Origin of the sequence: Mesoplasma coleopterae (assembly GCF_002804245.1) — a bacterium.
GTDB classification, from domain to species: Bacteria; Bacillota_I; Bacilli_A; order Mycoplasmatales; family Mycoplasmataceae; genus Mesoplasma; species Mesoplasma coleopterae.
The window spans coordinates 225,065-248,507 of sequence record NZ_CP024968.1; the positions used below are offsets into that span (position 1 = coordinate 225,065).

The window sequence follows — 23,443 nt, forward strand, 5'->3', positions numbered from 1 at the left end:
GAGGAAAAAAATGATATATACAGTTACATTAAATCCTGCTTTAGATCATATAATTGAAACTGATGGATTTAATATCGGAGAAACAAATTATTACAAAAATGAATATGTAGTAATTGGTGGTAAAGGTATTAATGTTTCTATAGTTTTAAATAATTTAGAAGCAGAAGTTTTATCAACTGGTATCTTGGGTTCAAACAATAAAAGTTCATTTTTAGAAAAGTTTCAAGAAAACAAACTGAACAATGAATTCTTTATAAACAAAGGTGCCACAAGAACAAATTTGAAAATAAAAAATTTAGCTAAATTTGAAGAAACTGAATTAAATGGTTTAGGATCAACAGTTAGCTTAGAAATAATAAATAAATTAAAAGATTTTTTAAGAAAAAACTTAAAAAACGGTGATATTCTAGTAGCAGCTGGAAGTATACCAGCTGGTGTTGAAAATAATATTTATGAAGAAATAGGAAATATTGCAAATGAGAAGAGTGCAATATTCATCTTAGATACTTCAAAAGAAAGTATGCTAAATGGATTAAAAGCAAAACCCTACTTAATAAAACCTAATGTTGAAGAAATTTGTGAAATATTAAGTTTACCATTCAAAGAATACTCATTTGAAGAAGTGACAGAAATGGTTCAAAAATTAAAATCATTAGGTGCTAAAAACGTTTTATTAAGCAGAGGAAGCAAAGGAAGTTATTTTTTTGCAGAAGATAACTCGATTTATGAAACAGGAATTGCTAAAGGTAAATTAGTTAATTCAGTTGGATCAGGTGATAGTATGATTGCGGGATTCACATATGGATTATATAAAAATTTATCAGTTGAAGAGTGTTTACAATTTGGTGCAGCAGCAGGTGGAGCAACAGCTTTTACTGAATGACTTGGATTAAAAGACGACATTTTAAGACTAAAAGAAGAAATTAAAGTTAACAAAATAAAATAGGAGACAATTATGGAATTAAAAGATTTATTTAAATCTAAAGTTTCAGTCTTTCAAGCAGATTTAAAATCAAAAAAAGAAGTTATTGATTTTTTAGTTGATAAATTATCATCACAAAAAATGATAGCTAACAAAAAAACTTTTAAAGATGCGATTTTAAAAAGAGAAGGAGAAGCATCAACAGGTATGGGTGATGGAATTGGTATTCCTCACGCAATTAACAATACAGTTAAAGAACCTTGTATTGCTTTCTTAAGTTTAAAATCACCGATAGACTGACAAAGTTTAGATAACAAACCAGTAGACCTAATCTTTATGATTGCTACAAATGATGAAAAAGGTGAAGCACACTTGGGTGCATTGGCTGATTTATCAAAATTCTTAATGAAACCTGAATTTCAAGAGGCATTAAGAAGTGCAAAAACTTTTAAAGATCTTTCAAAAGCTTTTGACATAGATTCACAAACTAAAAAAATTGAAGCACAAGATGGGAAATATGATGTTATTGGTATAACAGCATGTCCAACAGGGATTGCTCATACATATTTAGCAGAAGAAAAATTAATTGAGTATGCTACAGAATTAGGTTTAAGTGTAAAAATTGAAACTCAAGGACGTAGAGGAACTGAAAATAAATTAACTCAAGAAGATGTTGATAATGCTAAGGTGATTATTTTAGCTCACGACAAAAACTTACAAGGTATGGGTAGATTTAGTGGTAAACAAGTAATTGATACAACTACTAAAGATGCAATTTTTAATGGAAAACAATTAATTGAGGAATTTGGAAAAACAGATAAAACTACTACAGCAAAAGCTGTATCTTCAAAAGATGATGAAGTAAGTGATGATTTTTCATTAAAAAAATTCGCGCAAGTTAAAGGAAACTTACTAGCCGGAGTTTCAAGAATGTTACCATTTGTTGTTGCTGGAGGGATAATATTAGGAATTGGATTCTTAATTGACTTCGCAGCAGGTAATGGAAATGTTCCAGGAATGACTGGTGCAACATTTGATTATTGATATAACAATATATATGATAAATCTAAAGTTGATATGTTAACAGAATGAACTAATTATTGAATGGGTAATTTTGGAACTCATAGTCAAGTTGCTGGCTGATTCTCAGCCATTGGAAAAACAGGTATGATGATGATGGTTCCTGTTTTAGCGGCGTATATTTCATATACAATTGTTGGTCCGCAAGGATTAATGCCAGGTTTCATTGCAGGTATACTTGCAGATGGAACAGGTGGATTTGCATATGCAAATAAACCGGGTGGTTGATCAGGATTATGATCAGTATTATTTCCTTTAAATGAAAAAGGAGAAACTATAATTCCTATGCAATCAGGATTTATTGGGGGTATGGTTGGTGCATATGTGGCAGCCCTTATAGTTTTTGGATTAACATTGGGATTCAAAAAATTCAAAAAATCTTTCCATGGAGTAAGAGATATAGTTCTAATTCCTGTATTATCACTTTTAGGTATTTCTTTAGCGATGTTTGCTTTAAATATTCCTTTAGGTTATACAATGTATGGTCTACAACAATTCTTAAAATTACTAGCTGATCATAATTTATTAATATTATTAGGAGCTATCCTAGGATTAATGATGTGTATTGATATGGGGGGACCAATCAATAAAATAGCTTATGTAACTGGAACTTTATCAGTTTCTGGTGGTTTAGGTAACGATCCTTTAATAACTGTTACAATGGCAGCTGCTATGGCTGGTGGAATGGTTCCACCTCTAGGAATTGCATTGTGTACTTTATTATTTAGAAATGCATGAACAACAAAAGAAAAAGATTCAGCAAAAGCTAACTGACTAATGGGAGCATTCTTTATTTCAGAAGGAGCTATACCATTCATGGTAACTGATCCAAAAAGAATTTCAGTTTCTGCAATGGCTGGTGGAACAATCACTGGTTTAATTGTTGGTGGATGTAAAATTACTTTAGGAGCACCTCATGGTGGAATAGCAGTATTCCCGTTATTAAAATCTGGATTACTTGGAACAAACCCAGAACAAATGAATTCAGGTGGAGCAATTGGTTTAGGTGTAGGTTTATACATCTTAGCAATCGTTGTTGGTACAGTAGTTATGGCAACAATCTTAGGATTTTGAAAAACATATGATATTAAAAAAGGTAAATTAGTTATTACCAATTAATATTTAAATAAAAACCTTATTTATTTAAGGTTTTTTTCTTTCCAAAAAACTCTATATTTTTTTTCAAGGAGTAAAATAATTTATAAATGAGAAAAAATACATAAAATGGAAAGAGAAAGGTACTTATTAATGGATTTAAAAACTCCTATAGTAGAATTATCAAATGTATCAAAAATATATAATAAACAAATTTGAGCATTAAAGAAAATTGACTTAAAATTATATCGCGGTGAATGTATTTCACTTTTAGGTTCTAATGGTAGTGGTAAAACAACTTTACTAAGAATTATTGCAAATAATTTAAAAAACACAACAGGAACTATTAATTATAATTTAGAAGAAGAAAATATTTTAAGGGCCATTGGGTTGCAAAAAAGAGAACAAGCATGGCCAAACGGATTTAAAGTAAAAGATATAAATGACTTATGAATTAGAATATATGACATAAATGATCTAGAATGAATTAATAAATTAAAAGATGTTTTTGGTGTCAACGAAATTGAAGAAAAATATCTTAATAAACTATCAATTGTAAGATTACAAATATACGCAATTTTCTTAGCTTTTATCTCAAAACCTGAGTTAGTTTTAATTGATGAATTATCATCAGATATAGACTTTAGATATGAAGAAAAAATCACTAATTTTTTAAAAGAATACTTAGTTGAAGGCAATACAGTTGTTTTAAATAGTCCAAGTTATTATTTTTTAGAAAACTTAACAGATAGAGTAGTTTATTTAAATGATGGTGAAATCTTTGAAGATCTATCGATTAAAGAAGTGAAAAAAGAATATAAATCTGTAATGGAATATACTAAGTCTATATTTAAAGAAGAACTTATAGCAGAAAAGAAAATCAAAAACAAAAGTAAATTTTTCTCTACAATGAATAGTAAGACAGAAACATATTCAAACAACTTACAATCAATAATTGAACAGCTTGAAGTTCAAGAAAATCATAACGAAAAAGTTTTAAATAGACTAAAAGAAGTTTACTTTAGCATTTTAGATTTAAAGACTAGTATTGATAACTTGTCTGTTTCATATATTAATGCAAATGCTATAAAAATTATTTCTAAAAAAATCAAGATAACTATTAAATTAATAAATAAATTAACTATTAATTATAGATATAAAAAATACCATAAAACTTTAAATGCCATTGAAAAATTCTTAAGCAAAGAGTTAAAAAGAACTTTTGCAAATGATAAAGTTATTGTAAATGGAGATGTTTTAAGCATCACTATGTCTGATTCAGAAAAAAAACAGTTAGATAAACTTAAAGAAAAATACATTAAAGAAGAACAAAAAATAATTAGAAGAAAAATTTTAAAACAACAGTTTAAAAAAGAAAAGAAATTAAAAGATAAACTAGTTCAGAATTCTTTAAAAGAGGACACAACTGATGAAATCAAATAAGAATTTCAGAATTTTTTTAAGACTAATGAAGGCTCAAACTTTCAACTATATTACAGATCCTATAAATATCATTTTAGGGGTTGTTTTGACAACAGTAACAATGTTGTGTTGAGTAGCTTTTAAGCCACATGATGCAGAATCAGGTCTTTTAGCTGATAGTTTTGTTTTAGCATCAGCAATTGGGATTTCTTCTATTAGAAACTCACAATATAATTTAAACTTAACATTAGCTGATTGAAGAGAAACAAGATTCATCAGAAACTTATTAACAACACCAGTTTCTAAAAGAATTTTATATTCTTCAATCTTATGTTTTAACTGAATAGTTAATATTTTAGTTACATTACTTTTAATTTCTTTAGCAATGTTATTTAGTTCACAAAGACAAGTGATTTCTGATGTTGAATGAGGGCCATTTTTATTAGGTTTTGTTTTAAATATTTTACTTTCAAATGTGATAGCTTTATTTTTATCAACAACATTTAAAAACAAAGAATATGTATTTATTATTTCTTTATTATCATACTTCGGACCAATGTATTTATTAGGTTTAGGTATTCCCTGAAACGTAGTTGGTCAAATACCGGTAATTAATATTTTAACTTACATTGCTCCGCATAGATACACATTGCACTTAATGCAAGCAGCGTGAGTTGGAAATGCATCAAATATGGCTTTCCCAGGTGTAGAAGCAAGTTCATGATTAGGGCAACATGGTTTTGGTTATGGAGGAAACGGATGATGACTACCAGCAGTTATTTCAATTAGTTTTATTATTTTATTTGCTCTAGCTTTCTATATGCGTTTAAAAAATAATTACCAATTTGGAATAAGAAAATATTCAAAATTTAAAGGTATCAAAAAACATACAAATAATATTGAGTTAATTAAAAAAACAAGTTCAATTGATGAGTTAAAAGCATTAGTAGAAATAGCTGGTTTAAATTATAAAGAAGAAAAAACTAAAAAACGCAATAAGATTAAAACAATTAAACCTAGCAAAAAGCGAGGTGGTAAATAATGAAATCAGCAAAATTTAAAAAAGAATATAAAGTTTTTAGTATGTTATTTGTTATTCAAACTAAACATTGATTTAAAAATCCACTAAATATATTTTTGGGTGTTTTTATTTCTTTTTACACAATGTTATGCTGATTAGCATTCAAAAATAATGATCCATTTTTATTAGTCTCAGGTATTTGTGTAGCTATGGTTAGAAACTCAATGTACATTTATTTAAGAACAATAAATGATTGAAGAGGAAAAAACTTTGTTGATAAAATGAGTATGAGTGATATTAACAATAAAACAAAACATGCTTCGCTGTTGGCGTTTAACTTTGTATCAACATTTATTATTTGTTTAGTATTATTTTTATTATCAATGATACTATTTCCAGCTCAGTGAACCTATATAGAGAACATGAATGCATTGATGGTGATTTTTGGCTTACTAATTTGTTGAATTACATGTTATGTAATTGCATTATTTTTATACACTTTCATTAAGAACACAAAGTGAACAGTAATGATTGGTTTATTAATTTATTTTTCAACCATGTATTTTTTAGGTTTAGGATTTCCATTTCAAACTATTGTTGAACAACAATGACTAAATTACATATTATATTTACATCCAATGAGATATTCAATTAATATAGTTCAAGCAGGATTTGTTAACCAACCAAATTTCCACTATATAAATGAAGCATTGAGAATCAATGTTGACTTCGGATATGCAGAAAAAAAATGATTGCCTTATTTTTTAGCACTAATAACAATTAGTGGGTATATAATTTGTTTAGTGTCAAAAAGAATAGTTGATTCAAACTATAAATTTAGATCAAAAAATAAAATAAAGAGATTGAGGGCAGAATCAAAACTTTATATTAAAAAGATTAATGAAACAAATGATATAGAGTTTTTAAAAAGATTAAGAGAAGATAGAAGACAAAGGGATTAAAAAAATGAAATGTTACAACACAAATTGTAAAAATGATGCAAGTGCATCATTTGCAGAAAAAATACTAGATGTTAACTCAACACAAAACAAGTGATTAACAACTGAACCAGTTTACAAAAGAATCACGTTATATTACTGTCATGATTGCATGCAAACAGTATTAAACAACTTAAGAGGACAAAAAAAATAATCTCATAGGTATTGCATTGCAGTTTTTTTTGATACAAAAAAAAGTAAATCTGAATGACTAAAACATAAAGAAGTCACTGTGAATAATTATAAACAAATATCTTTAAAAGAAAGAGCATTAATTGAATATCTATTAAATGTTCAAAATAAATCTTTTTTAATGTATAAAGAATTAAATAGGAATAGATCAACTATTTACAATGGAGTTTAAAAAATTAAGTAGCTCAGATTTACGAAACTAACAATGCACAATTTACTTATAGACACTAATATTGCTTATTTGATTAAAATGAAATAATTAAAAATGTTAAAATAAATTCATATAAGATAAAATGAAGAAAAGAGGAAAAAAATGAAGGCATTATTAATAAGTGATGATAGAGAAAAAATTGTGGAATACAAAGATATAGAAGATATTCAAGAATTACCACTAGCACCTGGAGAAGTTCTAACAAAAGTTTTATTTTCTAGTTTATGTCATAGTGATTTACATGTTGCTGAAAATGGTAATCAAAGCAATTTTGGTCTAAGTGTAGGTCATGAATCAATACATAAAATTATACGTGTTGGGGACCATGTTACAAACTTAGAAGTTGGTGACTATGTTGCGTTCCCTGCTGGTTTACATGATGCTTGTGGAACTTGTAAATTTTGTTTAAAGGGTGAAGAGGTATTTTGTGAAAATGCAGTTTTCACAACTAGTCCTAAAAGAGGTGGAACTATGCAAGAATATACAATAGAATCAGCTGATTTCTGCACAAAAGTTTCTGCAAATGTAGATTTAGGAAAAGCATGTATAATTACTTGTGCTGGAATTACTGTTTATAAAGGTCTAAAAATTGCAAATTTAAAACCTGGAGAATTTGTAGCTATTTACGGAATTGGTGGTTTAGGGAATGTTGCAATTGAATATGCTAAAAATGTTTTTAATGCAAAAGTAATAGCAGTTGGTTCTAACCCTGAAAGTTTGAAAATAGCTAAATCAAAAGGTGCAGATTATGTTATTAATTGAAAAGAAACTAATTTAGTAGAAGAAATAAATAAAATTACAGATAACCAAGGTGTCGATGTTGCTTTGGTAACTTCATCAACAGCTACTTTATATAAGCAATTATTTAACACAGTTTCTAGATTAGGAAGAATTATACCTATAGGTATTTCTAATGAAACTATTGAAATGGGGTTACCAGATCTTGTTTTAAATGGAAAACAAATACTGGGTTCACTAATAGGTACTAGAAAAGATTTAGAAGAGTCATTACAAGCCTTGTATGACGGCAAAGTAAATCCAGAGTTTGAGTATAAACCATTATCTCATGCGCCAAAATATTTTAAATTGATGCAAGAATTTAAACTGCACAAGAGAATTGTGTTTGATTGCAGTAAATAGTTATAAAATTTTAGAATTCTAGATATAGTTATTTTTTATTAAAATAAAAGAGATTTTTAACTTTATAAAAAAGACATTTATACTAAAATATAAGTTTCAAAATCAATATAACGCTTATTAAAATTTTACTAATACACCAGATAAATAAAAAACATCAAGAAAATCATTAGAAATAATACCGTGTTTATGATTGGGTGCTTTTTTGTTATTTATATTTAAATTTGAACAGTAATTCCTGTGAGAAAATAATCTCCTAGTAATTACTGTTTTTTTTGATATAAAATAACTATTTAATTGTTACAGAGATCAAATTATGTGTAAACCAAAAATATAAGCAAAAAGATATTGAATATTTTTGAATTGATTTAATTGGTAGTTTTTTAATATTTCAAAATCTATAATTAAACTAATTAAAAAAGTTAGAAGGAAATGTTTTGTAATTAGAAAAAAAATAAACATACAAATAAAAAGTTTAAAGAATTAATTGCAAAAGATAACTTCAGAACTAAATTTATTCTAAAGACAAGGGTAAGAAATTTAACATTTTTGCAAATTTACATCATAAATAAACAGTGACTTTATGGATTTAATAAATATTTTTCTTGTGAAAAAAGGTGCTATTTAAAAGACACTTATTTAAAAAAAGAAAATTTAAATTAAGACCATATAATTTAGAAGTTAATGAAATCAAAAAAAACCTAATAAAATTCTTAACTACGAAATTAGTTCAAGAATTTTATGAGGCATTCTGTTATAAGTGATGTACTTCAATTATATGGTCTTCGTTATTTTTTTATTTTCATTTTTTTGTTTTCAATTCTTTCAATTTCTTCTGCTAGAAATTTCATTCTAGCTTCCTGAACCAATAATGTATCAAATTCTTTGTTAAATAGGCCCATAAATGTTCCAATTATTAACGCACCAACAAAGTTACCTAATAATGCAGGAATAATATTGAAAACAACGAATGCTCAAGCCATGTTTGCATGTTGAGTTGTTGGATCAGATATTGCTCTTAATATTAACATTCAAGCCCCAAATCAGTTAGCTACACAGTGTTGGTAACCACCAATTGCAAAATAGAATAATACTAAAAAGTACATGATCATTGCTGCAACTGTATTTCCTTTTGCTGATTTAGAACCTTGAGTTGCTAAACAGATTAAGAAGTTACATAATACAGCACTTGCAAATACATAACCAATTGTTTTAAATATTTCACCAGCTTTTAAAGCATCTTTAGCTTCTATTGCTGAACCTACTTCATAAAGTTTAGCTTTGCCAAAAGCATTGTATATATGTTGGGCCAATGCTGGGCTGTGGTTTAAAGCTCCACTTAATTGAAAAATACAAGTAAATATCATAATTCCAATTATGTTACCAGCATAAACAAGTCCGCAAGCTTTTAAGAAAATTGATCATCTTTCAACTTTCTTGAACATTGTTCTGTTGTATCACATGTGTGCTGTAACAAAACCTCCTCCAAGAAATGATATAAGTAATATAACACTACCAAATATTAATCCGGTTAATATTTTTACTAGTGATTCAAGTACAGCTTTATCAGCACCTACAAATGAATAAGTAGCCATAGCAACTGCAACATAAACTAATCCAATTCAAATACCAGCTAAAATACCAGCCATAAATTGTTTCATGTTTGCTAGTCTTAACCCATCAGATATAACTCTAAAAGTATGAATGTATCCATAGTTATGATAAGCAACATCTTGACTATAAAGTGGAGAATAATCAACTTGCTCTAAAGTTATTATTTCCTTTTTGTAATTTTCTATTTTTTGTTCGTCAGTTAAATGGACTCTTTTTTTCCACTTTATCATTTTTTTATTTTTCCTTCTCTAAAATTATTTTCTATTTTAATAATACATTATTGGAATTATATTTTTCAAAATTATTTTATTTTTTATACATTTTTACTTATTGGACTTTATCATCTATATAATTAAGTGATATAATTTTATTAGCCTAATTAGTTTAAAAAAAGAGGAGAAATATAAACATGGGATTATTTAGCAAAAAAAGCAAACTTGTTGAAATATTTGCACCAGTTGATGGTGAAGTAGTTGGATTAGACAAAGTTGAAGATGAAGTTTTTAGTGGAAAAATGATGGGTGATGGTTTAGCTATCGTTCCTGCAAATGGTGATTTTGTTTCACCAATGAATGGTGAATTAGCTAGTGTTTTCCCAACAAAACACGCATACGGATTTAAAGAAAAATCAGGAGTTGAAGTTTTAGTTCATATTGGACTAGATACAGTTAACCTTGATGGAGAAGGATTTGAATCATTTGTTAAACAAGGAGACAAAGTTAGCCATGGTGACCCAATGGTTAAAGTTGACTTAAAATTTGTTAAACCAAAAGTTCCTTCAATTACAACACCTATTATCGTAACTAACCAAAATGGTAAAGAAATTACTATTGTAAAAATGGGAAAAGTTAAAAAAGGTGAATTAATTGCAACTGTTGGTTAATATATTTACAAATCATTAATTTATTTGTTATAATTTAAATGTTAAAGAAAAAGAAGCACAGGCTCGCCACAAACTTAATGTGAAGTGGTTGAATTAGTAATATAAAAAATATTATAATGTGTGCTATCTAATTTTTTGACGGCACACATTTTATTTATCCAAAGGAGTATTAGATGGATCAAAGAAGAAACAATTCAAAACCTATTAAAAATCAAGACCCAATAAACACTTTTATTAGAGCTAGAGAAGTTTTAATCATTGGAGACAATGGTGAAAAACTAGGACCTTTAAAAAGAAATGAAGCTATTCAATTAGCTGAAGAAAAAGGTTTAGATTTAATGCAAGTAGGTCAACAACCTGATGGTTTAGCAATTTGTAAAATTTTAGATTATGGTAAATTTAAATACCAACAACAAAAGAAAAATAAAGAAGCTAAGAAAAATCAAGTTAAGGTTGAAAATAAAGAAATTAGATTGACTGTTAATATCGGTCAGCATGACTTAGTTACAAAAGCTAAAAAAGCTAGAGAGTTTTTAGAAGCTGGTGATAGAGTTAAAATTTCTTTGAAATTTAAAGGTAGAGAAATTGCATACATGGATTTAGGAAAAGAAACATTAGACAGATTCTACAAGGAAATTGAAGATGTAGCTAAAATTGAAAAAGAAGCTAAATTAACTTCAAGATTCTTAGATATGTACGTTGTGCCAAAGAAATAATTAGAAAAGTATTGAAAGGAAATTAAGTATTATGCCAAAAATGAAATCAAAAAAATCATTAGCAAAAAGAGTTATTGCTAAGAAAAACGGTACTTTAAAAAGAGGTAAAGCTTACAGATCTCACCGTGCTACAGGAAAAACTACAAAACAAAAACGTCACTTAGAAAAAGCTACAATCGTTCATGTAACAGACATGAAACGTATTAAAGGTTTATTACAAAAATAAGAAAGGTAAAAGGAAAATAAGTTATGGCAAGAGTTAAATTTGGAAAAGTAACTAGAGCAAGAAGAAAACGTTGAATTAAACGTGCAAAAGGTTACTATGGAACTAAACATTCTTCATATAAAAAAGCGCACGAACAAGTAGTTCGTTCTATGGCTTACGCTTTTATCGGGCGTAAACAAAAGAAACGTGATTTTAGAAAATTATGAATTGTACGTATCAACGCAGCTGTTAGACCTTATGGTTTATCATACTCAAGATTTATGAATGGATTAAAATTAGCAAATATTGATGTTAACCGTAAAATGTTATCAGAATTAGCTATTTCAAACCCAGAACAATTTAAATTATTAGTTGATGCATCAAATAAAGCATTAGCTTCAAAATAATAAAATTATGGCTAAAATAGATCAAAAATCAAATAAAGTAATCTTCACTAATGCTGAATATGCTAAAGCTTGAGAAAATTGTCCTATTATTCAAAATAGAGACCGAAAAGACTTTAGACTTTGTTATATATGTAAATATCCAATGGAATTTAAAATTAATGAAAACATGAGTGATGATGAAACTGCTTGAGTAATTGATTTAATAAATATTAAAAAACCAGTTCTTGAAATTGAAAACTATATTGGTGTACATGCTAATTGTGTTGAAAACAGAACTAAAAAGAATGCTACTAAACTAATTAAAAGAATTAAAATGGTTGGTTGAATGGCACCTGAATAATGAACAAAGATGCATAAGCATCTTTTTTTATATAAAAAAATAAACCTTTAAAGGTTTATTTTCTATATCAATTAATTCCCAATTTATTTTGTACTTTATTAACTTTTTTAATAGCAACTTTTTTAGCTTTTAAAGCACCTTCTTCAAGTACTTCTTTTAAGTAATCACCTTTAATAATTTCATTGTATTTTTCATGAATCGGAATGATTAATTCTAATAATGCTTCAGTCACATCGTCTTTAAGATCTTTATAATTTTTCCCCTCTCATCTTTTATTGCACTCTTCAATTGAAACATCTTTGATGATTGAATATATATTCATTAGGTTAGAAACGCCTGGTTTATTAACAGGATCATACTTAACTATGTTTTCACTATCTGTCACAGCGGCTTTAATTTTATTTGCTATTTCAGCTGGTGAATCTAACATTTTAATAACAGCTTTAGGGTTTTCACTAGATTTACTCATTTTTTTAGTAGGATCTTGCAAGTCCATAATTTTAATATTACCTTTAGTTAATATAGGTTCTGGAACAACATGCATTTCACCATATTTATTGTTCATTCTTGTTGCTATATCTCTAGCTAATTCTAAATGTTGTTTTTGATCAACACCAACAGGAACAAATTTTGGATCATAAAGTAAAATATCAGCAGCCATTAAACAAGGGTAAGTAAATAGACCAGTAGGAATAGAAACATTATCGCCGTTGCTTTCTTTAGCTGATTTATCTTTGAATTGAGTCATTCTTGATAATTCACCCATTGTTGATTGAGTTGTAAGAATTCAACCTAATTGAGAATGTTCAACAACATCAGATTGTAGAAAAAGAGTCATTTTTTCAGGATCTAATCCACAAGCAATGTACAATGCTGTCATTTCCTTTGTTTTAAGTTTTAATTGAGTTGGATCTTTTGGTATTGTTATAGCATGTAAATTTGCAACAAAAACAAATAAATCATATTCATTCTGATACTCAATTAAATTTTTAACAACTCCCAAATAGTTTCCCAAACTCATTGAATCACTTGGTGTAATACCAGTTATCATTCTTTCTTTTTGCATTCTTATATTCCTCGCTTTTATATATAATATTATATCAAACATATATAACCTAATAATTGATATAATTATTTTACATTAACTTGAGGTGCAAAATGAAATATAGTATTGTAAAAAATGATTATGACGAATCAAAAAAAATTGCTGAGGAACTTTCAAATTTATTAATTAGTAAAAAATGAATTTTAGATAATAAAAATCCTAATTACATTTTTGTGATTGGCGGAGATGGTACGTTTCTAAAAGCAGCAGAACTATTTAATAACATTTTAGAAGAGGTAATCTTTGTGCCAATCAAGTCAGGGGGCATTGGTTTTTACACAAACCATAACAGAATCTCAGATATTAAAGACATATTAAATAATATAGAAAAACAAGAACCAATTGAAATTTCAGTTTTGGAGGCTAACGATTATAAAGTTATTAATGAAATTAAAATCATCAATAACTTAAGACCATTGGAAGTTGATGTTTTAATTGATGGTGAATTACTAGAAACTTTTAGAGGAACAGGTTTAGTATTCTCAACTTCTGGTGGGAGCACAGGATTTGCAAAATCTCACAATGGAGCTGTAATAATTGATGAAAATAATATTTTTCAGATGCTAGAAATAGCACCAGTCTCAAATAATAATTTTAGAACATTAAACGCTCCAGTTATTTTTTCAAGAAAACATAAGGTGGAAGTAGTAATAACAAAACCAAATGATGTTGAAATTATTGTGGATAGTAGAAAATGTAAACTACCAGCACATAACTCAATCAAAATTCAATTGAGTGATAAAAATATAAAATTGATTTCAAAAAACAGTGAAAAATTAACAAAGACAAGAATATTGAATTATATTTTCACAACAAACAAATCTTATAATTAGCTCTTTAGTGCTTTTATAAGTGTTATGCTATATAATATTAAATTATCAAGGAGTTAAATGAACGTAATATCAGGCAAATATAAAGGGTTAAAATTAAATACACTTGAAGGTATGAATACTAGACCTACTTTGACAAGAATTAAAGAAGACGCATTCAATATTATTGATAACTATTTTATCTTTGACGGTAAAAAAAGTTTAGATATTTTTGGTGGGAGCGGTGCTTTAACTATTGAAGGTTTAAGTAGAGGAATACCATATGCTGTGGTTAATGATTTTTCAAAAGATGCTTTAAGAGTAATAAAATCAAACTTAGAAAAAACTAAATCTAAAAATTGAGAAATTCATAACAAAGACTATTTAGAATTGCTTGACTATTTAGCTTTTAGAAATGAAAGATTTGATTTGGTTTATATGGACCCACCATTTGCAAAAGTTGAATCATATGATCAAGTATTTAAAAAAATGCTTGATTCAAACTTATTAAATAACTGAGCAGTCATAATGATTGAATCAGAAATGCCATTAGATAAAAAAGTTATAGCAGAGTTTAAATTATTAAAAAGCAAAGATTACAATAAAAAACATTTATACATTATAAGATTGGAGAACGAAGATGGAAAATAAGGGAAAAGTAATTATTATATCAGGACCAAGCGGTGTTGGTAAAGGTAGTGTTAATGGTGAACTGTTAAGAAATAAAGAATTGAAATTAGAATATTCAGTTTCAATGACAACAAGATCACCACGTGAAGGTGAAGTTAATGGAGTTAACTATTTCTTCGTATCAAAAGAAGAATTTGCAAATGCTATTGTCAACAATGAACTTATTGAATATGCAAATTTTGTTGGTAATTCATATGGAACACCAAGAAAATATGTTGAAGAAAAATTAAATCAAGGTAAAAACGTTATTTTAGAAATTGAAGTTGATGGAGCTACTCAAGTTTTAAGAAATGAAGAAAATGTTTTATCAATATTTTTAATGCCACCAACTTTAAATGAGTTAGAAGCAAGAATTAAAGGTAGAGCAACAGAATCAGATGAAAAAATTAAAGCTCGCTTAGATAAGGCATTATTAGAAATACCATTAAAACATAATTATGATTATGTTGTTGAAAATGATTCTGTTGAAAACGCTGTGTCAAAAATTACTGATATATTAATTAGAGAAAAATGTGCAGAAGGAAACAAAGAATCGAAGTTCAAAAATCTTGTTAAAATAGTTGAAAACATTGTTGATGAAAAATATACTTACTTTATTAACAACTGAGAAGCTAATGTTAAAATATTAGCGCATAATACTGAAGCGAAAGAAGAAGCACAAAACTTCGATGCTAGAGAAGAATTAATTAAAATACTTTCTTCTGAAGTTTATAGAAAAACTTTGGCTCATGGAGATTTCTCAAAAATTAATGATGTAGAATTTGTAGATTTTAAAATTCAAAAATTAATGTTCAAAATTAACTTTTTTAGTATAAAACAAAGAAGTGATTTCAGTGGAGATTAATAACTCAAGAAGAATTGCATTTGATATTCTAAAAAAAGTTTTTAAGAATAAATCTTTTTCAAATATTCTTTTAAACGATGTATCTAAAATGCAAATTTCAGATAAATTTAAGAACTTAATTTTTGCTATAGTACATGGTACTATTACAAATCAAATATTACTTGATCAAGTTTCAAGAAAATTAATAGATGTTAGGAAAACAAATATTGATATTCAAATATTGTTATGAATGAGTATTTATCAAATTCGTTTTTTAAAAACAATTCCGCAATATGCTATTGTCAATGAATCTGTAATTATTGCTAAATCTATAAATCATAAATTTTCAGGTCTATTAAATGCTTGTTTAAAAAAAGTTATTCTTAATGAAGAAGAGCTATTTGATTTTTCAAATAAAGATGAAACTGAGAGAATTTGCATTGAAAATTCATTTCCTAAAAATTTGTTTAATTTAATTAAAAAAGGTTATGGAAATGAAATTGCAAAAAAAGTAGCTGCAGATTGTAATCAAAAACCAGTCATCAGTTTCAGAGTTAATACATTAAAAATAAGTGAGGATGATTTTTTTAATAAAAATAAAGAAGAGTATGGACTAGAAAAAACTCATGTTGAAAACTGCTTAGTTTCTAAAAAAGCTATTGTTAAAAGTGATAGTTATGCAAACGGAGAAATAACTATTCAAGACCCCGCTTCTATTTTAGTCGGAAATGTTTTAAAACCAACTAAAGAATCAAAAGTTTTAGACATGTGCAGTGCTCCAGGTGGTAAATTAACTCATTTAAGTATGCTAATGGAAAATACAGGCCATATTATAGGGTATGAAATAAGCCAAAATAAAATAAAACTAATAGAAGAAAACATTGAAAGATTAGGTTGTAAAAATATTGAACTTAAATGTGGCGATGCGACTTTAATTGCTGAAAAAGAAAGTTTTGATTTTATATTATTAGATGCGCCTTGTTCAGGTTTTGGTGTACTAAAAAGAAAACCTGAAATAAAAATTAATAATATTGAAATGAAAAGTATTAATAATATTGTAGAGCTTCAAAAAAAATTATTAGATACTGCTTATTATAATCTTAAAAGCAAGGGTGTCATGGTTTATTCTACTTGCACAATAAATCCTTTTGAAAATGAGAATCAAATTAAAGAATTTACGAAAAAATATAAAGATATCGAGATAATTGAAGAAAAGCAATTATTTGGTTATGAAATGAACACAGATGGTTTTTATATTTGTAAAATGATGAAAAAATAGAAGGTTTAACCTTTTGTTTTTTGTTGTGCAAGATTAAAGCTAGTATTTGTTATAAAATATATAAAAGGAGGAATTAACATGGATAAGCAATTATCAAGAAGTGAATTACATAAAGACCAAATAAAAGAAATAAATAAGAAGTCTGTTGAAAATAGAGATATTTTAGCTATGAATTCACTAGTTAGTTCTTCTTTGGAGACCTTGAAAAACATTGATCATGATTTTTTCACAAGAGTTGAAAAAGTTTTAAATCAAGAGATTGATAATGTTAAGTTTCATTTAGAACATGATCCTGAAATAAAGCATTTCAATTATGAAATCATTAGTCAGTTAAATGATTCACTCGATGAGTTGAAGAAAATTCAAAGTTATGAGTCAAGCAGCAATGGTAATAATAAAAGTGAAATTATGTTTCAAGAAAAAGAATTCTATAAAAAAGAATTGGAAGATTTGCTGAATTCATTAAATGAAAAAAATAGAGAATTTTTAGATAGAGTAAATAACAGTGAAGCATATAGAACAAACTATGCAGGGGATAAAAATCAAACTCTAGCTAAAAGTTTTTTAAGTAATCAAGAAAAAATAATAATTGCTCAAAAAATTGAGGGAAATAAATCATTAATTCATGATATTAGAAATAATCAAAGAGAAAAAATGCACAATTTAACTCAGAGCAAAAAAAGATTTAAAATAAACACAAAAGTATTTGCTTTTGTTTTTGCTGGATTTACTCTAGTTGGTTTAATAGGAATAATAATCATTTTTTCTATTTAGAAGGAGGTTAATATGAATAAGAAAATTATTGTAGCTGTTGATGGGACTGCTGGTAGTGGAAAAACGGCTACTTTTAATGCAGTCGCTAAAAAAATAGGTTATGAATTTATTGATACAGGATTAATGTATAGAGCATTTACTTTGCTTTGTATAGAATTAAAAATTGATTTTACAAATAAAGAACAAATTATTGACGCATTAAATATTTTCGACTTTTCAGTTAAAAATAGTAAGCCTCATTTAAATGGAAAAGAAGTAGAAAAAAGAATTCAAGAAAATGACATAGTCGAATTTATTAATTATGTAACTCCAATACCAGAAGTAAGAAAGTTTATGATAAAAGCTCAGAGAGCTATGGTAACTGGTGGTGGATACATTGAAATAGGTAGAGATATAACAACTGTTGTATTACCTGATGCAGATTTAAAAATTTATTTAGATTCAAGTGTTGAAGCTAGAGCTAAAAGAAGATTTAATCAGAATGAAAGATTAGGTATTAAAAATAATAATTTTGAAGAAATAAAAAATTCGATAATTAACAGAGATGAACAAGACTTTAAAAATGGATTAAAAAAAGCAGATGATGCTTGATTAATTGATAATTCAAATATTCCAATCCAAGACGTTGTTAATATGGTTATTGATAAAATAAAAGAATTGGAAGGTAAATAAAATGAAAAAGGGAATTGTAGCAATAGTAGGAAGGCCAAATGTTGGTAAATCATCGCTATTTAACAGAATAATTAGAGAAAAAAAATCAATTGTTGAAGATACACCAGGTGTAACTAGAGATAGAATCTATGGTACAGCAGAATGATTAACAAGAGAATTTATTGTTATTGATACTGGTGGTATAACACTTGAAGATCAACCATTTGCTAAAGAGATTAAAGTTCAAGCTGAAATAGCGATGGAAGAAGCTGATGTAATTGTTTTTTTATTGAACCATCAAGAAGGTTTATCAGATGAAGACAAAATGATTGCAAAAATTTTATACAAGACAAAAAAGCCAATTGTTTTAGCGGTAAACAAATATGATAAAAAAACTAGTGATTTTGATCAATATGAGTACATGAGTCTAGGATTTGGCGAACCAATTCTTATAAGTGCAACTCATGGTATTGGAACTGGAGATTTATTAGATGATATAATTCATCAAATGCCTTCAAATGAAGAAATGAATAAAGATAATAGAACAAGAGTTTCAATTATAGGTAGACCAAATGTTGGAAAATCTTCATTAGTTAACTCATTAATTGGTGAAGAAAGAATGATTGTTAGTGATATACCTGGTACAACCTTGGATGCAGTTGACTCAGTTGTTAAAGTAAACAATATTGAATATACACTTATTGATACTGCAGGTATTAGAAAGAAATCTAAGATCTTTCAAAACGTTGAAAAGTACAGTTACTTGAGATCATTAACAACAATTAATGGGAGTGATGTTGTTTTACTTATGTTAGATGCATCAGTACCAATTAGTGATTTAGATACAAATATTGGTGGATTAGCTTTTGAAGAAAGAAAACCGATTATAATAATTGCTAATAAATGAGATTTAGTAGAAAATAAAGAAAAAGAGATATTAAAAAAGGAAGATGAAATAAGAGCTTACTTTAAATATTTAGCCTATGCCAAAATTTTATTTGTGTCAGCACATGATAAAACTAGAATAACTAAAATATTTACTGCAGTTGAAGACATTAGAACAGCCCTTGATAAAAAAATTAAAACATCAGTATTCAATGAAGTTTTAAATAAAGCACAATTAATTAATCCTGCACCAAACTTTAATGGTGGAAGATTAAAGATTTATTATGGTGCACAAGTTGAAGCATATTTACCTACATTTGTTTTATTTGTTAACAATCCGGATTATGTTCATTTCTCATACAAAAGGTTTTTAGAGAATCAAATAAGACTTCAATTTGGGTTTGAAGGTGTGCCAATGTCAATTATTTTCAGAGAAAGGAAATAAAAACTATGAGTAAAAAAAATATAACAATTATCGGAACAGGAGCTTATGGGACTGCATTAGCAAATGTACTAGCTGATAATGATAATAATGTTATTATGTATGGAATTGTTGAACAACAAGTTGACGATATTAATATTTATCATCAAAACTCAGTTTTCTTTGATAACAAAAAAATAAACAAAAAAATTAGAGCTACTAATTCAATGGCAGCAGCATTAGAGAATACTGATATTTTAATTTTGGGAGTTCCTACAACAGCAATCAAACATGTAGTTAATGATATTATTAAATATGCGAAAAAACCAATGGATATAATTAATACAGCAAAAGGTCTTGATGAAGAGAATTTAGGTTTACTTTCAGATAAAATTAAAAAATACTTTGAAGAATCAAACGTTTTAGGATCATATTCAGCCTTGTATGGTCCTTCAATTGCTATTGAAGTTGTTGATCGTCAACCTACCGCTATAATGATTGCGTCAGAAACAATTGAAAAAGCTAAAGAACTATGTGATGTATTTTCAAATGAGTACTTTTACATGTATCCAACAACTGATATTGCCGGTTGTGAAATATCAGCGGCATTAAAAAATTCAATTGCAATTGGTGGCGGAATTCTTAAAGCATATAATGCAGGGGATAATGCTCATGCTACATTATTGACGTTAGGATTAAATGAAATGTATGAGTTTGGAAAACATTTTGGAGCTAAGCTAGAAACATTTTTAAACTTTGCTGGATTAGGTGATTTAATATTAACTGCATCAAGTAAAAAATCTAGAAATTTTAGATTAGGTGAAACAATTGTTGAATTAAATGATGCTAAAAAAGCTTTAGAATCGTTTAAATTAACTGTTGAAGGGGTAGAAACAGCCAGAATAGCCCATGAAATAGGTATAAAATATGAAATTAACATGAATTTTTTTGAAATAATATATAATATTTTATATAATAATGTTAAGCCTATTTCACTTTTAAATAATGTCTTTAGAGACGTGAAATTAGTTTAAAAAATTAAAGGAGAAAATATGACAAAAAAAGACTTAATTAATGAAATCATCGCTAATGAAAACATTTCAAAAGTTGAATGTGAATCAGTAGTAAACTCATTATTCAATTTAATCATCGAAGAATTATCTTCAGGAAATGAAGTTTCAATCGCGGGTTTTGGTAAATTTGCAATTAGTGAAAGAGCAGCAAGAGAAGGTATTAACCCTTCAACAGGTGAAAAAATTTCAATTGCTTCTTCAAAATCAGCTAAATTTAAAGCAGCTAAACAATTAAAAGAAAAATTAAACTAAAAGTAAGTATATGCTTACTTTTTTTAATTTTTAAATTAAAATAAAATACATATACGAAAAAAGGATGTGTAATTATGCTTATAGAATTACTAGCAAAAGGATTAATTTCAAAACATAAATTATTATTAGAAAACTATAAAAAGATTTCAATGAATGAAAATCAGGTGATGATAGTTTTATTAACAATGCAGTTTAGTGATGAAAATAAAAAAATGATTACACCTTTAAAATTATCTAAATTTATGAATATTTCTATTGATACAATTGAGGTTGAGTTACAAGATTTAGTTGATAAAAGACTTGTTAAGATCAAACCTAAAGAAATAGACTTTAGTCAGTTATTTTTAAAAATAGTTTTATTAATTGAAAATGAATCAATTAAAAAAGGAGAAACATATTTTATTCAAACAATCGAAAAAGAAATTGGCTGAAAATTTACTATTCCTCAAGTTGAAGAATTGAAAGATATTTTACAAACTTCGATATCACGACAACAAGTGTTAGACATTTTATATAAACATAAAATAAGCGATTATGAGACTTTCCTTAAACTAATCGGAAAATATTCAAACAAAATTGAGAAATCGCTGAAATTTAATTGATTAGAAAATTAAGTTTGGGCAAGTAATTTAATTTAAACTCACTATCTAAGTAAATTTGATATGCATTATCCAAAAATCATTCATATGGAATGGTTTTTTTGTTTTTATTAACTCATGCAATCAAAGTTAAATAGTTAACTAAAAAGAACTCTTCATAATTACCAAAGTAAATTATTAAAAAAGCTATGCCTTTATTACTTGTAACTAATTTCATTTTTTCATTTTGATTTTTTCGTATCAGATGAAAATCAAAGTAATCTTTATAAGTTTCTTTAGCTTCAAACTCAAAGTAAATGCCTTTATAAACGCCAATGTAATCACAATTAATACTATTTTTAAATTTTGCATTTGTTATTTGATTATTTTTTGTACTAATTGGAAGTATATTAGTTGGTATTTTTGAAACAACACAATCATTATTATCAATATATTTTTGATGTGTAATATTTAAAAGTGTTTCAAGGAACATTCCTTGATTTTTAATTGGATTCATTTAATCACCTCATATTAGTATTAATAGATTTTTTATTTTAAATTACATGATAAAATAAATAATAAATATTGGAGGTACTTATGAAAAAACAAATTATATTAGCAGATGAGATTTTACACGAAAAAATTCCTAGTGAATTTCCAGGGTATAAAGTTGAAAGTGTTGATAATTTACTAGATAAAATTATTGTTCAAATGAAATTCTATGAAGAAGAATTAGTACGACTAAATAAAGTTATAGAAGAAAAAAATAGCAATATTGCTAATCTAGAAGAAAAGTCATCTGCTTATCATGCAATGTTCATTTCTAAAAGTGCTGAAATTGATAAATTAACAAAAGAACGTTTTTCAAATTCTGACTTTGTTAAACAAGCAAAGCAAATTGATACATTAGAAAAAACAATGAAGCAAATTTTAGAAAAATTGGAAAATAAATAATTAAATATTATAAGTTAATAGATTATAAGATAAAATAATATATGAGATTTTATGGTCAATCGCTGCATTTAAAAAAATGTAGAGGAAACTCCACGCTTGCACAATCTGAGATGGTTGTAGTGATTATGCTAGACGAAAAAATAAGTCTAGGCAATACACAGGTATTGACGGCATAACTAACCTAAGGCTTTGTTGCTATGGTGATGTTATGAAGTGCCACAGAGACGAGTATAGGGAAACCTTGAAATGGAACGCGGTAAACCCCATAAGTAAGAAACTTAAATTTTGGTAAAGGAACTTGGAGAGCAGAAATGAATGTGAACCAGGAGGATTATATCCTAGATAGATGATTGACACCGAAAGGTACAAAACGTGGGTTATAGTAAAATCTCATATTTTTTAATAGTTTGTGGTGAATTATGAAAACAATGGAAAAACTTGTAGATTATTTAAAAACAAATAATAAAACTATTTCAACTTGTGAATCTTTCACAGGAGGAATGTTTGCTAATGAGATAACAAATATTTCAGGAGCTAGTGAAGTTTATGTAGGTTCTTTTGTTAGCTACCAAAATTCATTTAAACAATATATAGTTGGTATTAATGAACGAATTATTAAAAAATATGGTGTTGTGTCAGAAGAATGTGCGATTGAAATGGCACAAAAAACTTTAAAATTAACTAATTCAGATTTTTCAATTAGTTTTACAGGTAATGCTGGACCTATTGCAATGGAAAAAAAAGAAGTTGGATTAGCTTATATTTGTGTTTGTTCTAAAACAAAATATAAAGTTATTAAAATTCAAGAAAATAATATGAGTAGAAAGCAATTTAAAGAAAATGGTTTAACTGTAGGATTAAATCTTTTTTTGAACTTTGTGAAATAAAAAGATAATTTACCTTAAT

At 27.0% G+C, this 23,443-nt stretch carries 28 protein-coding genes and 1 other RNA gene; 26 read left to right on the plus strand and 3 right to left on the minus strand.

What is annotated here, in order from left to right; all coding sequences use genetic code 4:
* Positions 1-10 precede the first annotated feature (10 nt).
* The 8 genes from pfkB (at position 11) to MCOLE_RS01050 (ending at position 8,081) form a co-directional block, all read left to right on the plus strand.
* Positions 11-946 (plus strand): 1-phosphofructokinase, encoded by a 936-nt coding sequence (gene pfkB, locus MCOLE_RS01020; protein WP_100670672.1) that lies wholly within the window; start codon positions 11-13, stop codon positions 944-946.
* A 9-nt stretch (positions 947-955) separates the two neighbouring features.
* Positions 956-3,121, plus strand: a complete 2,166-nt coding sequence (locus tag MCOLE_RS01025; RefSeq protein WP_100670674.1) for a PTS fructose transporter subunit IIABC — start codon at positions 956-958, stop codon at positions 3,119-3,121.
* A 105-nt stretch (positions 3,122-3,226) separates the two neighbouring features.
* Positions 3,227-4,540, plus strand: a complete 1,314-nt coding sequence (locus MCOLE_RS01030; RefSeq protein WP_164703802.1) for an ATP-binding cassette domain-containing protein — start codon at positions 3,227-3,229, stop codon at positions 4,538-4,540.
* Positions 4,527-5,561: a hypothetical protein gene (locus tag MCOLE_RS01035; protein WP_100670676.1), complete on the plus strand. Its 1,035-nt coding sequence runs from the start codon at positions 4,527-4,529 to the stop codon at positions 5,559-5,561. The genes MCOLE_RS01030 and MCOLE_RS01035 overlap by 14 nt, the downstream gene beginning before the upstream one ends.
* Complete coding sequence (locus MCOLE_RS01040; RefSeq protein WP_100670678.1) at positions 5,561-6,502, plus strand: ABC transporter permease; 942 nt, start codon at positions 5,561-5,563, stop codon at positions 6,500-6,502. Before MCOLE_RS01035 ends, MCOLE_RS01040 begins: the two co-directional genes overlap by 1 nt.
* 4 nt (positions 6,503-6,506) lie before the next feature.
* Positions 6,507-6,692: a hypothetical protein gene (locus tag MCOLE_RS01045; RefSeq protein ID WP_100670680.1), complete on the plus strand. Its 186-nt coding sequence runs from the start codon at positions 6,507-6,509 to the stop codon at positions 6,690-6,692.
* 78 nt (positions 6,693-6,770) lie between these two features.
* On the plus strand, positions 6,771-6,902 hold the full coding sequence (locus MCOLE_RS03675) for a helix-turn-helix domain-containing protein (protein WP_167373845.1): 132 nt from the start codon (positions 6,771-6,773) through the stop codon (positions 6,900-6,902).
* Between the two features lie 141 nt (positions 6,903-7,043).
* Positions 7,044-8,081: a zinc-binding dehydrogenase gene (locus tag MCOLE_RS01050; protein ID WP_100670682.1), complete on the plus strand. Its 1,038-nt coding sequence runs from the start codon at positions 7,044-7,046 to the stop codon at positions 8,079-8,081.
* Between the two features lie 785 nt (positions 8,082-8,866).
* Here the strand turns inward: MCOLE_RS01050 and MCOLE_RS01055 are convergent.
* Positions 8,867-9,922, minus strand: a complete 1,056-nt coding sequence (locus MCOLE_RS01055; RefSeq protein WP_100670684.1) for a formate/nitrite transporter family protein — start codon at positions 9,920-9,922, stop codon at positions 8,867-8,869.
* A gap of 179 nt (positions 9,923-10,101) precedes the next feature.
* Between MCOLE_RS01055 and MCOLE_RS01060 the strand changes: the two genes are divergently transcribed.
* The 5 genes from MCOLE_RS01060 (at position 10,102) to MCOLE_RS01080 (ending at position 12,243) form a co-directional block, all read left to right on the plus strand.
* Positions 10,102-10,575 (plus strand): PTS sugar transporter subunit IIA, encoded by a 474-nt coding sequence (locus MCOLE_RS01060; protein ID WP_100670686.1) that lies wholly within the window; start codon positions 10,102-10,104, stop codon positions 10,573-10,575.
* 173 nt (positions 10,576-10,748) lie between these two features.
* Positions 10,749-11,291 carry a translation initiation factor IF-3 gene (gene infC, locus MCOLE_RS01065; RefSeq protein WP_100670688.1) on the plus strand — a complete coding sequence of 181 codons (543 nt, stop codon included), beginning with the start codon at positions 10,749-10,751 and terminating at the stop codon, positions 11,289-11,291.
* A 31-nt stretch (positions 11,292-11,322) separates the two neighbouring features.
* Positions 11,323-11,517: a 50S ribosomal protein L35 gene (gene rpmI, locus MCOLE_RS01070; protein WP_011183086.1), complete on the plus strand. Its 195-nt coding sequence runs from the start codon at positions 11,323-11,325 to the stop codon at positions 11,515-11,517.
* A 23-nt stretch (positions 11,518-11,540) separates the two neighbouring features.
* Positions 11,541-11,903 carry a 50S ribosomal protein L20 gene (gene rplT / locus MCOLE_RS01075; RefSeq protein WP_099651034.1) on the plus strand — a complete coding sequence of 121 codons (363 nt, stop codon included), beginning with the start codon at positions 11,541-11,543 and terminating at the stop codon, positions 11,901-11,903.
* Between the two features lie 7 nt (positions 11,904-11,910).
* Positions 11,911-12,243: a hypothetical protein gene (locus MCOLE_RS01080; protein WP_099651035.1), complete on the plus strand. Its 333-nt coding sequence runs from the start codon at positions 11,911-11,913 to the stop codon at positions 12,241-12,243.
* A 55-nt stretch (positions 12,244-12,298) separates the two neighbouring features.
* Here the strand turns inward: MCOLE_RS01080 and trpS are convergent, their stop codons facing one another.
* Positions 12,299-13,309 (minus strand): tryptophan--tRNA ligase, encoded by a 1,011-nt coding sequence (gene trpS / locus MCOLE_RS01085; protein WP_164703803.1) that lies wholly within the window; start codon positions 13,307-13,309, stop codon positions 12,299-12,301.
* A 92-nt stretch (positions 13,310-13,401) separates the two neighbouring features.
* Between trpS and MCOLE_RS01090 the strand changes: the two genes are divergently transcribed.
* From MCOLE_RS01090 to MCOLE_RS01135, 10 genes are all read left to right on the plus strand, one after another.
* Entirely contained in the window at positions 13,402-14,181 is a 780-nt protein-coding gene (locus MCOLE_RS01090) for an NAD(+)/NADH kinase (protein WP_100670692.1), read from the plus strand.
* Between the two features lie 57 nt (positions 14,182-14,238).
* Positions 14,239-14,808 carry a 16S rRNA (guanine(966)-N(2))-methyltransferase RsmD gene (gene rsmD, locus MCOLE_RS01095; RefSeq protein WP_100670694.1) on the plus strand — a complete coding sequence of 190 codons (570 nt, stop codon included), beginning with the start codon at positions 14,239-14,241 and terminating at the stop codon, positions 14,806-14,808.
* Positions 14,798-15,691, plus strand: a complete 894-nt coding sequence (gene gmk, locus MCOLE_RS01100) for a guanylate kinase (RefSeq protein ID WP_100670696.1) — start codon at positions 14,798-14,800, stop codon at positions 15,689-15,691. The genes rsmD and gmk overlap by 11 nt, the downstream gene beginning before the upstream one ends.
* Complete coding sequence (rsmB, locus tag MCOLE_RS01105) at positions 15,672-16,949, plus strand: 16S rRNA (cytosine(967)-C(5))-methyltransferase RsmB (protein ID WP_100670698.1); 1,278 nt, start codon at positions 15,672-15,674, stop codon at positions 16,947-16,949. Before gmk ends, rsmB begins: the two co-directional genes overlap by 20 nt.
* Positions 16,950-17,027: 78 nt before the next feature.
* Complete coding sequence (locus MCOLE_RS01110; RefSeq protein WP_100670700.1) at positions 17,028-17,723, plus strand: hypothetical protein; 696 nt, start codon at positions 17,028-17,030, stop codon at positions 17,721-17,723.
* A 12-nt stretch (positions 17,724-17,735) separates the two neighbouring features.
* Positions 17,736-18,395: a (d)CMP kinase gene (cmk, locus tag MCOLE_RS01115; RefSeq protein WP_100670702.1), complete on the plus strand. Its 660-nt coding sequence runs from the start codon at positions 17,736-17,738 to the stop codon at positions 18,393-18,395.
* Position 18,396: 1 nt separating this feature from the next.
* Entirely contained in the window at positions 18,397-19,704 is a 1,308-nt protein-coding gene (der, locus tag MCOLE_RS01120; RefSeq protein ID WP_100670704.1) for a ribosome biogenesis GTPase Der, read from the plus strand.
* A gap of 5 nt (positions 19,705-19,709) precedes the next feature.
* Positions 19,710-20,714, plus strand: coding sequence for an NAD(P)H-dependent glycerol-3-phosphate dehydrogenase (locus MCOLE_RS01125; protein WP_100670706.1), 1,005 nt, complete (start codon positions 19,710-19,712; stop codon positions 20,712-20,714).
* A gap of 18 nt (positions 20,715-20,732) precedes the next feature.
* Complete coding sequence (locus MCOLE_RS01130; RefSeq protein WP_100670708.1) at positions 20,733-21,005, plus strand: HU family DNA-binding protein; 273 nt, start codon at positions 20,733-20,735, stop codon at positions 21,003-21,005.
* A gap of 74 nt (positions 21,006-21,079) precedes the next feature.
* The gene (locus tag MCOLE_RS01135; RefSeq protein WP_100670710.1) at positions 21,080-21,619 is read left to right on the plus strand and encodes a DnaD family protein; all 540 of its coding nucleotides are present in this window, start codon (positions 21,080-21,082) and stop codon (positions 21,617-21,619) included.
* On the opposite strand, the gene MCOLE_RS01140 is transcribed toward MCOLE_RS01135, so the two are convergent.
* Positions 21,600-22,100, minus strand: coding sequence for a Holliday junction resolvase RecU (locus MCOLE_RS01140; protein WP_100670712.1), 501 nt, complete (start codon positions 22,098-22,100; stop codon positions 21,600-21,602). The genes MCOLE_RS01135 and MCOLE_RS01140 overlap by 20 nt on opposite strands.
* Positions 22,101-22,180: 80 nt before the next feature.
* On the opposite strand from MCOLE_RS01140, the gene MCOLE_RS01145 reads away from it, so the two are divergent.
* The 3 genes from MCOLE_RS01145 (at position 22,181) to MCOLE_RS01155 (ending at position 23,424) form a co-directional block, all read left to right on the plus strand.
* The gene (locus tag MCOLE_RS01145) at positions 22,181-22,537 is read left to right on the plus strand and encodes a hypothetical protein (RefSeq protein ID WP_100670714.1); all 357 of its coding nucleotides are present in this window, start codon (positions 22,181-22,183) and stop codon (positions 22,535-22,537) included.
* A gap of 47 nt (positions 22,538-22,584) precedes the next feature.
* Positions 22,585-22,922: RNase P RNA component class B (gene rnpB / locus MCOLE_RS01150), an RNA gene on the plus strand.
* 34 nt (positions 22,923-22,956) lie between these two features.
* Positions 22,957-23,424: a CinA family protein gene (locus MCOLE_RS01155; RefSeq protein WP_167373846.1), complete on the plus strand. Its 468-nt coding sequence runs from the start codon at positions 22,957-22,959 to the stop codon at positions 23,422-23,424.
* The last annotated feature ends 19 nt before the right edge of the window (positions 23,425-23,443 follow it).